Source organism: Patulibacter medicamentivorans, assembly GCF_000240225.1.
Classification (GTDB): domain Bacteria; phylum Actinomycetota; class Thermoleophilia; order Solirubrobacterales; family Solirubrobacteraceae; genus Patulibacter; species Patulibacter medicamentivorans.
The window spans coordinates 23,155-34,863 of record NZ_AGUD01000057.1 but is presented as its reverse complement, the minus strand read 5'-3'; the positions used below and the strand labels follow the sequence as shown (position 1 = coordinate 34,863).

Below are 11,709 nucleotides of genomic sequence, written 5' to 3'. Positions count from 1 at the left end.
CGCGATTGCCGCGCCGCCGTCGCGACCGTCGCGACGAGCGCTGGCCACCGTTGCCGTTGCCACCGCCGTTGCCGCCGCTGCCGCCGTTGGCCGGCGTTGCGCCGCCGTCCGCCGTGCCGCCCGCCGTCGCCTCGGCCCCGTCGTCCGCCACGGCGCCGTCGATCGCGGCGCCCTCGGCGACCGCTCCGGCGGCGACCGCCACCGGCTTCTTCTTGCGCGGCCGCTTCTTGCGCTTCTTGCCCTTCGGGAAGTCCTTCAGCAGGTCGCGGCTGAGCGCGCCCGGCTTGCGGGCCAGGCGGGTCCGCGCCTCGCGCAGGACCTCCTCGGCCTCCGGCGTGTGGGCGACCGCGGCGGCCAGCAGCGCGGCCTGCAGCCGGCGGTCGTGCTGGCGGGCGGCGTGGACCAGCCGCCGGGCGTTGCGGGCGTGGGCCGCGCCCGAGGAGTTGACCAGCAGCCCCAGCAGGTGCTTGGTCGCCGGCCAGCGCTGGGCGGCGTACTCCTCGTGCAGGTCGCGGGTCCAGCCGGCCAGGCGCCAGATCCAGGCGGTGGCCTGGTCGCGGCGACCGATCCGGCGGTCGGCCATCGCCTGCAGCAGGATCCGGGAGGCCTCGCGGCGTTCGTCGCGGGGCCACTGCCCGATCTGGTCGATCGCCGTGTCGAACGGCTCCGGCTCCTTCAGGACCGCGATCTCCTGGACCGCCCGGATTCGCAGCTGCGGATTGCGGTTGCGCTCCAGCGCCGTCACCAGGAACTGGCGACGCAGCTCGCCGGTGCGGTCGAAGTTGAGCATCGCGCGGGCGCGGCGCCAGTTGGTCGGCGACGCCTTCGCGCCGGCCAGGGCGGCCCACACCCGCTGCTCGCCCCAGTCCAGCTGCTCGACGGCGATCCGCCACAGCTCGCGCTCGAAGACCAGCCGACGGCGCTCGATGTCGGGCGTCACCGGCAGCACGCGCCGCTCGACCTTGACCCGCCGGCCGCGACCGCGACGGACGGGGCCGACGACGATCGCGCCGCCGCGGTAGACGTCGCGGTCGAGCAGCGAGTGCAGCGTCACGACCGGGTCGTCGTGGGTCGTCGCCGGGTGGACGAAGTCGACGACGACGCCGGCCTCCTTGCCCGGGTGGCGACGGGTGACGCGGCCGACCCGCTGCTGGTAGATGCGCTTGGACGCCGTCGGCGCCAGGTGCATGCAGACCGTCGCCCGCGGCGAGTTCCAGCCCTCGGCCAGCAGCTGCGCGTTGACCAGGACGTCGATCTCGCCGGCCTCGTAGTCGGCGAGGATCTTCGCCAGCTCGCGCTTGTTCGTCTCGCCGCTGACCGCCTCGGCCTTCATGCCTGCGGCGCGGAAGCTCTCCGCCACGTTGTAGGCGTGCTTGACGCCGGCGGCGTAGACCACGCCTGGCGCGTTGCGGAAGCGCGTCTTGTACAGGTCGGCGATCGCGAGGTTGAAGGGGACCTGGTCGAGCAGCTTGGCCAGCTCGTCCTGATCGAACTCCATGTCGACCTCGCCCTTGCGCAGCGGGACCTTGGCGATCGTGCGGACGCCGGGGCCGGGCGGGATCCGCAGCGAGCGCAGCGGCGAGATCACGCCGCGGCGGGCGGCCTGCGCCAGGTCGAAGCGCGAGGTCTGGGTCGGGAAGAGGTCGGTGACGTGGCGGGCGATCAGGGCGCCCGTCGCCGTCATGCCGATGAAGATCGGGCCGGTCCAGGCGCGGATCGCGGCCGAGGTCTTGTCGCCGAGCGCGGTGTGGGCCTCGTCGCAGATGACGACCGTGTAGGCGCCCGAGATCTGGCCGGCGTTGCGGACGAACCACTGGTAGGTCTCGACCGTCACCGGGCCCGGGTGGCCGGCCGCGATGTCGGCGTCGCCGAGCAGCGGCTTGCTCAGGCGGTCCTTGTATCCGCGGTCGTCCATCTCGCCGATGAACTGGTCGACGAGGTTGCGGCGGTGGGTGAGGATCAGGACGCCGCCGGACTGGCAGCTCTCGACGAAGCCCATCGCCGCGACGGTCTTGCCGGCCCCGGTCGCGTGCTCGAACCAGAAGCGCTTGTGGGCGTTGGGATCGTCGAGCGCGACCTCGTCGATGTCCTCGTCGACGTCCTCCTCGGCCTCGTCGTCGTAGGCGGAGTCGAGCTTGGCGGCGATCGCCGGGTCCAGCTCGGGCAGCTCCTCCAGCTCGTCCTCGACGCTGCCGCGGTCCTCGTCGTCCTCGTCGGGATCGCGCTCCTCGTCGTCGTCCTCCTCCGGCTCCTCGGCGTCGGACGGCGGCGGCGCGGCGGGCGGCTCGTCCCGCTCCGGCGCGGGCGGCTCCTCGAACGAGAGGACCAGCTCGTCGTCCTCGTCGCCGCCGCCACCGCGGGCGCGGCGCTGGGCGTCGCTGAGCAGCGCGGCGTAGGTGCCGGAGAGCGCGTCGACCTGGTGCGGGTTGAGCGTCGTCCCGTCGGCCAGGGCCGGCTCGTCGTAGTGCAGGACCCGATCGAGCCCCAGCAGCAGCGACCAGCGGCGGCGCCACTTCTGGCTCGGTATCGCGGCGCCCGCATCGAGCTCGGCCCGCGCCGCCTCGAACGCCTGGCGGCGGATCGTCCCCGGCGCGAGGACCTCGACGGCCACTTCGTCGTCGCAGACGAAGGGCTCGCGAGTGAACGCGGCCACGCGCACGACGTCTTCGTGCGAGGGAACGGGGGTGACCTCCGCGGTCACCGACGGACGTTGCGCCATGCCAGGCAGGATGGAAGGAATACGGGGAGGACCCGTCGCCGCAGCGACCACAACGCGGATCGGCGACGAAGCGTGCCGGCGGACGGGACCGGGAAGACAGTCGATCCCAGCCGTGCAGGCAACCAGAACAGTACCGGACTGCGACCGGCGCGGTGCGGTCGCGCGGCGGACGTCGCGTGGTGGGGTGCGGCTCGCCTGTGCGACCCTTCCAGGGGTGCGCCTCCGCCGTCCGTCTCGACGCGCCCTGGCGGCCACCGCCGTGGTGGTCGCGATCGTCGTCGTGACGGCGATCGGGCTCGCGCAGGGTGGGGGCGACGGGGCGGTTCGCCGGCCCGATCGCGTGCCCTCCGTGGCCGACGCGCGCCAGCAGGTCCGCGGCGCCCCGGCCGCGCTGCGGCGGCTCTACGCCGACGGCGACGCGCTGCTGCGCGTGAACGGCGACGAGTTCGTGGCGCTCGTCCGTCGCCTGCGCGGGCACCCGGTCGTGATCAACAAGTGGGCCTCGTGGTGCGGCCCCTGCCGGACCGAGTTCCCGATCCTGCGCCGGGCCGCCGCCGACCACGGGTCGCGCGTCGCCTTCGTCGGGCTCAACAGCGGCGACGAGCCGGCGGACGCCCGCCGCTTCCTGCGCCGCGAGCCGACGCTCTACCCCCACGTCCGCGACCCGGACGAGCAGATCGCCTCGGCGCTCGAGGCGAACGTCACCTACCCGTCGACGATCTTCCTCGACGCCAAGGGCGACATCGTCCAGGTCAAGCAGGGCGTCTACACGAGCCTCGCCGACTTCGAGCGCGACCTGCGGCGCTACGCCGGGGCCCGTCCCGCGCCCGGGGCGAACGGCGGCCTCCAGTCGGTCGGGAGGCCGAGCCGATGAGCACGCCCGGTCCGATCAGCCTGCGCTGGGTGCGCGACGCCCGCGACCTGCGGGCCGCGCTCGACCTGCGGATCCGCGTCTTCTGCGACGAGCAGGGGGTCCCGCGCGAGCTCGAGGTCGACCAGCACGACGACGTCGCCCGCCACGCGGTCGCCGTGACTCCGGACGGCACGGTCGTGGCGACGATGCGGCTGGTCGCCGACGGCGGCACGATCAAGGTCGGCCGGGTCGCGGTCGAGCGCGCGTGGCGCGGGCGCGGGATCGCCTCGCGGCTGCTGCAGCGCGCCTACGAGTACGCGCTCGACCAGCGGGCCGAGGAGCTGCGGCTGGCCGCGCAGGTCGAGGCCGCGGCCCTGTACCGCAAGGCCGGGTACCAGGAGGTCGGCGAGGTCTTCGACGAGGCCGGCATCCCGCACGTCTGGATGGTCCAGGCCGTGGTGCCGCCGCGCCGCCGTCGCCGCCCGTGAGTCGATCGCTCGCCGCCGCGGGATGAGCCTGCCGGTCCTCGTCGCCGCGATGGTCGCGGCGACCCTCGCCGGGGTCCTCGCGGAGCGTCGCTGGCACGGCGCGGCCGAGCGCGGGTCGCGGTCGGTGATGCAGGTGATGCTGCTGTGGGTCCTGCCGCCGGTCTACTTCGTCCTGGTCTCGCGGCTGCACGTCGACGGCGCGGTGGTCGGCGGGGTCGTCACCGCCTATGCGGTGCTGGCCGTGGTCGGCGCCCTCGCCTGGCTGGCGGCGACCCGGCTGCTGCGCCTGTCGCGACCGGCCACCGGCGGCCTGATCCTGGCCGTGGTGCTGGCCAACACCGGCTACTTCGGCCTGCCGTTCACGCGCGCGACGCTCGGGGGCGACCAGTTGGGCAACGCGGTCGCGTGGGACAGCTTCGTCAGCGGCCCGATGTTCTTCGCGGTCGCCTTCGCGATCGGCGCGGCCTTCAGCCCGACGGTCGGCAGCGGCGGCGACGCGCGCGGCGAGCGCCTCGCCGCCTTCCTCCGCAACCCGCTGCTGTGGGCGTCGGTGCTCGGCCTGGTGCTGCCGTTCGACGCGCCGGGCTGGGCCTACGAGATCGCCCAGGACGTCGTGGTCGTGCTGCTGCCGCTGGGCTTCCTGGTGGTCGGGATCCAGCTCGCCGCCGAGGCCGAGCACGGCGTGCCGGTGCTGCCGCCGCGCTTCACCCGCGAGATCGCCGTGGTCGTGCTGCTGCGGCTGGTGGTCGCGCCGGCGCTGGTGCTGGCGGTCTCGCTGGCGCTGCTCGACCTGCCCGACGGCATGCTGCTGCAGGCGATCGCGCCGACCGGCCTCAACGGGATGCTGGTGGCGCACCGCTTCGACCTCGACCTGCGCCCGATCGCCGGCGCGATCGTCTGGACCACGGCGCTGGTGACGCTCGGGGCCGTCGTCGTCGCGGTCGCCGGGATCTGAGGCCCGGCGCGAGCGGGGCGACCGGCCGACCGCCGGACCGCGAGATCGGTCACCCTCGGCCGGTGCGCGCTCTCGTCCAACGGGTCAGCTCGGCCGCCGTCCACGTCGACGGCCGCGAGGTCTCCTCGATCGGGCCCGGGCTGCTGGTGCTGCTCGGCGTCGCCCGCGACGACGACGAGGCGACCTGCGACTGGGTCGCCGACAAGGTCGCGAGCCTGCGGCTGTTCGCCGGGGCCGACGGGCGGATGGACGAACCGCTCGGCGAGCGGCAGGTCCTCTGCGTCAGCCAGTTCACGCTCTACGGCGACACCCGCCGCGGCACGCGGCCGTCCTGGTCGCGGGCCGCGCCGGGGCCGATCGCCGAGCCGCTCTACGAGCGCTTCTGCACCCGGATCGGCGCCGCGCGCGGCGTCTTCGGCGCCGACATGACCGTGCTCTCGGCCGGCGACGGTCCGGTCACCGTCATGGTCGAACGGGAGTCCAGCTGAGCCTCCGCGGGGGCCCTCCGGCGACGCTGCAAGCGCCGTCCCGCGGGCCCTCCGGCCAGTCGCTCAAACGTTTCGCGCACGCGTGGCACAGGGCCTTCGCGAGCGCCGTTGTCCGCTTGGACAATCGCGCACGGTCGTTCTTGGTCAGGAAACCTCACCGTCATCCGGGGCATCTGTAGAGTCGATTCACGATTGGTTCACGAGCCACGTGAAGCGGCCGCTGACGGCCGTCACGTCGGACGTGCCCTACGTCCCCCTCCAGGACTCCTCACCACATGAGCACCTCGATCGCGGCCGACCCCGGCCCGGACCCATCCGCCGTCGTCCCCGCAGGGCCAGCGGAGTCCGGACCGGTCGCCCGATCGCAGCGGCAGCTGATGTGGGCCCGGCTGAAGCGCGACCGGGTCGCGGTCGTCAGCCTCTGGGTCGTCGTCGGCCTGATCGCGATCGCGATCCTGGCGCCGCTGATCGTCAAGCTCTTCGGGCTCCCGGCCCCGGACTTCCAGAACTCCAACGCGGTCGACGAGTTCGGCCAGCCGACGGGGCCGACCGGCGCCAACCCGCTCGGCGTCGACCAGCTCGGCCGCGATGTCGCCAGCCGGGTCATCTACGGCGCGCGGATCTCGCTCTCGGTCGCCCTGCTCTCGACCGCCCTCTCGGTGGTCTTCGGGACGCTCGTCGGCGTGATCGCCGGCTACTTCCGCGGCTGGGTCGACGCGATCGTGTCGCGGATGCTCGACGTCCTGCTGGCGTTCCCGATCCTGATGCTGGGCATCGGCCTGGCCTCGGCCTGCAGCATCGGCAACGGCTGCCTCGGCGGGCTGATCACCCCGGGCGTCCCGGTCGTCGTCCTGATCATCGCGATCGCCGGCTTCCCCTACATCGCGAGGATCGTGCGCGGACAGGTGCTGTCCCTGCGCGAGAAGGAGTTCGTCCTCGCCGCCCAGTCGATCGGCGCCTCGCCGTGGCGGATCATGCTCCGCCACCTGGTGCCGAACCTGGTGGCGCCGATCATCGTCTACTCGACGGTGCTGGTCCCGCAGAACATCCTCTTCGAGGCGGCGCTGTCGTTCCTCGGGGTCGGCGTCCAGGACCCGACCTCGAGCTGGGGGCAGATGCTCGGCGACGCCTCCAAGAACCCCGACCAGTGGTGGTTCATGCTCTTCCCCGGCCTGGCGCTGCTGACCACCGTCCTCGCCTTCAACCTGCTCGGCGACGGCCTGCAGGACGCGCTCAACCCTCGCAAGCGCCGGTAGATCCGGTGACACGTTCGACCCCCACCAGGAGGTACTCCATGGAATGGACAGTACGACGGCTGGTCGCCATCGGCGCAGCCGGATCCCTCGCCCTCGGCATCACCGCCTGCGGCAGCGACGACTCGAGCAGCAACGGCTCCAGCGGCTCCGGCGGCGGGGTCTCGATCGAGACCGCCAACAAGATCTCCGGTCCGGCCCAGGTCGAGTCCGGCAAGTTCTACAAGGCGGTCCCCACGGCCGACCAGCAGAAGGGCGGCACGCTCAAGGCCAGCTCGGCCGAGGGCTTCCAGCACCTCGATCCGGGCACCGCCTACTTCCAGGGCGACTACATCGTCACCTCGATCGTCCATCGCCAGCTCTACACCTACGATCCGGCCGACAGCTCGAAGGTCCTGCCCGACCTCGCCACGGGTCCGGCCGAGGTCTCCCCCGACGGCAAGACGGTCACCGTCAAGATCCGCGACAACGTCAAGTTCGGCCCGCCGGTCAACCGCACGGTGACCAGCGACGACGTCAAGTACGGGATCGAGCGCGGCCTCGCGGCGTCGGTCGCCAACGGCTACTTCGCCTCCTACTTCGGCGACATCATCGGTGCCGACAAGGCCAAGGGCGGCAAGATCAAGGGGATCGAGACGCCCGACAAGACGACGATCGTCTTCAAGCTCAAGGCCCCCTCGGGCGCGACGCTGTCGAAGGCGCTCGTGCTGCCGCTGTCCTCGCCGTTCCCGCGCGAGTACGCGGAGCCGAAGGACAAGAAGACCCCGAACCCGTTCGACCAGGACCCGACGCTGCAGGCTGCGACCGGTCCGTACATGATCAAGAGCTACAGCGCCGGCCGTTCGCTGACGCTGGTCCGCAACCCGGCCTGGAACGGCAAGGCGAGCGGCGACCCGCGCCCGGCCTACGTCGACCAGATCGACGTCGCGATCGGCGGCGACTCGTCGGTCAACGCCCGCGAGATCCAGAACACCAAGGGCACGATCAGCCTCGACCCGGCACCGTCGGACGGCGTCGCCCGCTACGTCAAGCAGGCGCCGCAGCAGATCACGTTCAGCGCCCTCGGCAACCGCTACATCGCGCTCAACACGAAGAAGAAGCCGTTCGACGACCTCAACGTCCGCAAGGCCGCGGCGGCGATCCTCGACCGCAGCGCGATGCGCAAGCAGCGCGGCGGCCCGCTGGTCGGCGAGATCGCGACGCACTTCCTGTTCCCCGGCTCGCCGGGCTTCGACGAGGCCGGCGGTGAGAACGGCACCGGCGCCGACTTCCTCGCCTCGGCGAACGGCAACCTCGAGCTGGCGAAGTCCTACCTGAAGAAGGCGGGCTTCAAGGACGGCATGTACAAGGGCCCGAAGGTCGTGTTCGTCGGCGACACCGAGTCGCCCGGTCGCGAGACGACCCAGGTCGCGAAGAACAGCCTGGCCAAGATCGGGATCCAGGTCGAGGTCAAGAGCGTCAAGCACATCACGATGTACCAGAAGTTCTGCCAGGTCGTGAAGGCGATGGAGTCCGTCGACGGCTGCCCGAACTTCGGCTGGCTGCCGGACTTCGTCGACGCCTACCCGATGATCGCCCCGGTCCTCACCGACAAGGGCATCCAGCCGATCAACATGAACAACCCGTCGCTCTTCAGCGACCCGAAGATCAACGCCGAGGTCGAGAAGGGCGGACGGACCGCCGACGAGGCCCAGCGCAACCAGATCCTCGGTCAGGCCGACAAGGACATCACGGCGCAGGTGCCGGCCATCCCGTGGCTGTGGGACACGCAGTCGAGCATCCAGGGTCCGGGCGTTCACGGCGTGATCGCCACCTGGAACTCGATCTGGGACCTCGCCTACACGTCGCTGACGAAGTAGCCGATCGAGCCACGAAAACCCCGGTCGGGGGTGCGGTGCCGCACCCCCGACCGACCCCCTCCGTGACATGACTCGCTCCCTCGCCTCCCCGCTCCGCGCGCTCGGATCGCCGACCTCGCGCTACATCGCGCGTCGACTGGTCTGGATGGTCTTCCTGCTGCTCGTCGTGAGCCTGGTCGCCTTCCTGATCTTCTACGCCCTGCCGTCCGGCGACCCCGCCGCGCAGCGAGCCGGGAAGGGCGCCGACGAGGCGCAGATCGAGCGGGTGCGGCACATGCTGTACCTGGATCGCCCGCTCTACGAGCAGTACTTCCACTACATCAAGCAGGTCGTCCTGCACTTCGACTTCGGCTTCAGCTACTCGAACAACGCCGACGTCGCCGATCAGCTCACCAGCCGCCTGCCGGCCACGATCTCGCTGGCGCTCGGCGCCGCGGTGATCTGGCTCGTCGTCGGCGTCGCGATCGGGATCCTGTCGGCGCTGCGCCCCCGCAGCCTCTTCGACCGGATCGCGATGGGCGGCGCGCTGCTGGGCATCTCGGCCCCGGTCTACTGGCTGGCCCTGGTGGTGCTGGCGCTGCTCTCCCAGAGCTACGGCGTGATCCACCTGATCCCGAACACGGGGTCCTACAAGCCATTGACCCAGGACCCAGGGGCGTGGTTCACCTCGCTGCTGGTGCCGTGGATCATCCTCTCGCTCTCGTTCGCCGCGATCTACGCGCGGCTGATGCGGGCGAACCTGCTCGAGACGCTCGACCAGGACTTCGTGCGCACGGCCGAGGCCAAGGGCCTCTCGCGGCGGCGGGTCGTGATGCGCCACGCGGTGCGCGCGGCGATCACGCCGATCGTGACCGCCTTCGGCCTCGACCTGGGGATCCTGCTCGGCGGGGCGGTGCTCACCGAGTCGGTCTTCAACATCCCGGGCATCGGCCGGCTGTCCTACGACGCGATCCAGGACAGCAACCTGCCCGTGATCCAGGGCACGGTGCTCTTCGCCGCGTTCTTCATCATCATCGCCAACATCCTCGTCGACATCGTCTACGCGGTGATCGATCCGCGCGTGAGGCTCGCATGACGGAACCCCTGCTCGACGTCCGAGACCTGCGGACCGCGATCCCGACCGAGGACGGCGACGTCCACGCCGTCAACGGCGTCAGCTTCACCGTCGAGCCCGGCAAGGTGCTCGGCGTGGTGGGCGAGTCGGGATCCGGCAAGTCGGTGACGATGCTGACCCTGATGGGGCTGACCCGCCGCGCCGGCGCCCAGGTGTCCGGCGAGGTGCTGTTCGGCGGACGCGACCTGGTCACGGCCAGCGACCGCGAGCTGCAGCGGATCCGCGGCAACGAGATCGCGATGATCTTCCAGGACCCGCTGTCCTCGCTGCACCCGTTCTACCGCGTCGGCGCGCAGATCACCGAGGGCATCCGCGCCCACCGCGACGTCACCAAGAAGCAGGCCCGGGCGCGGGCGATCGAGCTGCTCGGGCTGGTCGGGATCCCGAAGCCGGAGCAGCGGGTCGACGACTACCCGCACGAGTTCTCGGGCGGCATGCGCCAGCGCGTGATGATCGCGATGGCGCTGGCCAACGACCCGAAGCTGCTGATCGCCGACGAGCCGACGACCGCGCTCGACGTCACCGTCCAGGCGCAGATCCTGGCGCTGCTCGAGCGGCTCCAGCAGGAGCTGGGGATGGCCGTCGTGATGATCACCCACGACCTCGGCGTCGTCGCCGAGATCGCCGACGACATCGTCGTGATGTACGCCGGCCGGGTGGTCGAGCAGGCGCCGGTCGAGCAGCTCTTCCGCCAGCCGCGGCACCCCTACACCTGGGGCCTGCTGCGCTCGATCCCGCGCCTCGATCTTCCGCGGGACGTCGACCTGGTGCCGATCGAGGGCCGCCCGCCGAGCCTGATCCACCTGACCGGCCGCTGCTCGTTCCAGCCCCGCTGCCCGTACGTCGGCGGCTGCTGCGGCGAGCAGGACCCGACCCTCGACGCGGTCGCCGGCAACGAGCAGCACCGTGTCCGCTGCGACATGCCGGAGGAGCGCCGGGCCCGCGTCTGGGACGCGCTCTCCGCCGGCCGCAGTCCGAGCGAGGCGGCCGCGGCCGTCGGGATCACGTCGGCCGAGGAGGACGCCGCATGAGCGCCGCAGACGAGCAGTCGCCGGCCCGGGACGCGATCCTCGAGGTCCGCGACCTGCGCAAGACGTTCGGCAGCGGCGGCGGGGTGCTGGGCGGCAACCACGAGCAGGTCCACGCCGTCAACGGCGTCAGCTTCGACGTCCTCCGCGGCGAGACGTTCGGCCTGGTCGGCGAGTCCGGCTGCGGCAAGTCGACGACCGCGCGGATGATCTGCCGGCTCGAGGAGCCGACCTCGGGCGAGATCCGCTTCGAGGGCACCGACGTCGCGAAGATGGGGCGCAAGCAGCTGCTGCCGTTCCGCCGCGACGTCCAGATGGTCTTCCAGGACCCGTACTCGTCGCTCAACCCGCGCCACACGGTCGGGTCGATCATCGGCGAGCCGTTCATCGTCCACGGCGTCGCCAAGGACGCCAAGGAGCGGACCAAGCGGGTCCAGGACCTGATGGACCTGGTCGGGCTCAACCCTGAGCACTACAACCGCCTGCCGCACGAGTTCTCCGGCGGCCAGCGGCAGCGGATCGGGATCGCGCGGGCGCTCGCCCTGGAGCCGAAGCTGCTGATCGCCGACGAGCCGGTCTCCGCGCTCGACGTGTCGATCCAGGCGCAGATCCTCAACCTGCTCCGGCGGCTGCAGCGCGACCTCGGCCTGTCGCTGCTGTTCATCGCCCACGACCTCTCCGTCGTGCGCTACATGTGCGACCGGATCGCGGTCATGTTCGCCGGCGAGATCGTCGAGATGGCCGACTCGGCGCAGCTCTTCGCGGCGCCGCAGCACGAGTACACCCAGCGGCTGCTGGACGCGGTGCCGATCCCGGAGCCGGGGGCGCGCAAGCGCCAGCGCGAGCAGCAGGCGGAGATCGACGGCGTCGGCGTCGCCGCCGCCGAGGGCTAGCCCGGATCCGAGCGGCGCGGCGCCCGGCTGCCCGCACAGGGCCCGCCGCTTCGTAGACT

The 11,709-nt window shown here is 71.9% G+C and carries 10 protein-coding genes; 9 read left to right on the top strand and 1 reads right to left on the bottom strand.

What is annotated here, in order from left to right:
- A partial coding sequence (locus PAI11_RS06365; RefSeq protein ID WP_040598673.1) for a DEAD/DEAH box helicase occupies positions 1-2,719 on the bottom strand: 2,719 nt, incomplete at its 3' end.
- Between the two features lie 214 nt (positions 2,720-2,933).
- On the opposite strand from PAI11_RS06365, the gene PAI11_RS24025 reads away from it, so the two are divergent.
- From PAI11_RS24025 to PAI11_RS06320, 9 genes are all read left to right on the top strand, one after another.
- A complete protein-coding gene (locus PAI11_RS24025) occupies positions 2,934-3,593 on the top strand; it encodes a TlpA family protein disulfide reductase (protein WP_050897140.1) in 660 nt (219 codons plus the stop codon).
- Positions 3,590-4,060 carry a GNAT family N-acetyltransferase gene (locus PAI11_RS06355; protein ID WP_007572063.1) on the top strand — a complete coding sequence of 157 codons (471 nt, stop codon included), beginning with the start codon at positions 3,590-3,592 and terminating at the stop codon, positions 4,058-4,060. Before PAI11_RS24025 ends, PAI11_RS06355 begins: the two co-directional genes overlap by 4 nt.
- Positions 4,061-4,082: 22 nt before the next feature.
- The gene (locus PAI11_RS06350) at positions 4,083-5,015 is read left to right on the top strand and encodes an AEC family transporter (RefSeq protein WP_007572062.1); all 933 of its coding nucleotides are present in this window, start codon (positions 4,083-4,085) and stop codon (positions 5,013-5,015) included.
- Between the two features lie 62 nt (positions 5,016-5,077).
- A complete protein-coding gene (gene dtd, locus PAI11_RS06345) occupies positions 5,078-5,503 on the top strand; it encodes a D-aminoacyl-tRNA deacylase (protein WP_007572061.1) in 426 nt (141 codons plus the stop codon).
- A 275-nt stretch (positions 5,504-5,778) separates the two neighbouring features.
- A complete protein-coding gene (locus tag PAI11_RS06340) occupies positions 5,779-6,759 on the top strand; it encodes an ABC transporter permease (protein WP_050897139.1) in 981 nt (326 codons plus the stop codon).
- Between the two features lie 38 nt (positions 6,760-6,797).
- Positions 6,798-8,615 (top strand): ABC transporter substrate-binding protein, encoded by a 1,818-nt coding sequence (locus tag PAI11_RS06335; protein ID WP_007572059.1) that lies wholly within the window; start codon positions 6,798-6,800, stop codon positions 8,613-8,615.
- 67 nt (positions 8,616-8,682) lie between these two features.
- On the top strand, positions 8,683-9,690 hold the full coding sequence (locus PAI11_RS06330; protein ID WP_007572058.1) for an ABC transporter permease: 1,008 nt from the start codon (positions 8,683-8,685) through the stop codon (positions 9,688-9,690).
- On the top strand, positions 9,687-10,760 hold the full coding sequence (locus PAI11_RS06325; RefSeq protein WP_007572056.1) for an ABC transporter ATP-binding protein: 1,074 nt from the start codon (positions 9,687-9,689) through the stop codon (positions 10,758-10,760). Before PAI11_RS06330 ends, PAI11_RS06325 begins: the two co-directional genes overlap by 4 nt.
- Positions 10,757-11,650: an ABC transporter ATP-binding protein gene (locus PAI11_RS06320; protein ID WP_007572054.1), complete on the top strand. Its 894-nt coding sequence runs from the start codon at positions 10,757-10,759 to the stop codon at positions 11,648-11,650. Before PAI11_RS06325 ends, PAI11_RS06320 begins: the two co-directional genes overlap by 4 nt.
- Positions 11,651-11,709 lie beyond the last annotated feature (59 nt).

Coding starts and splice junctions, on each gene's coding strand:
- PAI11_RS06340 (WP_050897139.1), top strand. CDS start 5,779: ATGAGCACCTCGATCGCGGCCGACCCCGGCCCGGACCCATCCGCCGTC.
- PAI11_RS06330 (WP_007572058.1), top strand. CDS start 8,683: ATGACTCGCTCCCTCGCCTCCCCGCTCCGCGCGCTCGGATCGCCGACC.
- PAI11_RS06325 (WP_007572056.1), top strand. CDS start 9,687: ATGACGGAACCCCTGCTCGACGTCCGAGACCTGCGGACCGCGATCCCG.
- PAI11_RS06320 (WP_007572054.1), top strand. CDS start 10,757: ATGAGCGCCGCAGACGAGCAGTCGCCGGCCCGGGACGCGATCCTCGAG.
- PAI11_RS06335 (WP_007572059.1), top strand. CDS start 6,798: ATGGAATGGACAGTACGACGGCTGGTCGCCATCGGCGCAGCCGGATCC.
- PAI11_RS06350 (WP_007572062.1), top strand. CDS start 4,083: ATGAGCCTGCCGGTCCTCGTCGCCGCGATGGTCGCGGCGACCCTCGCC.
- PAI11_RS06355 (WP_007572063.1), top strand. CDS start 3,590: ATGAGCACGCCCGGTCCGATCAGCCTGCGCTGGGTGCGCGACGCCCGC.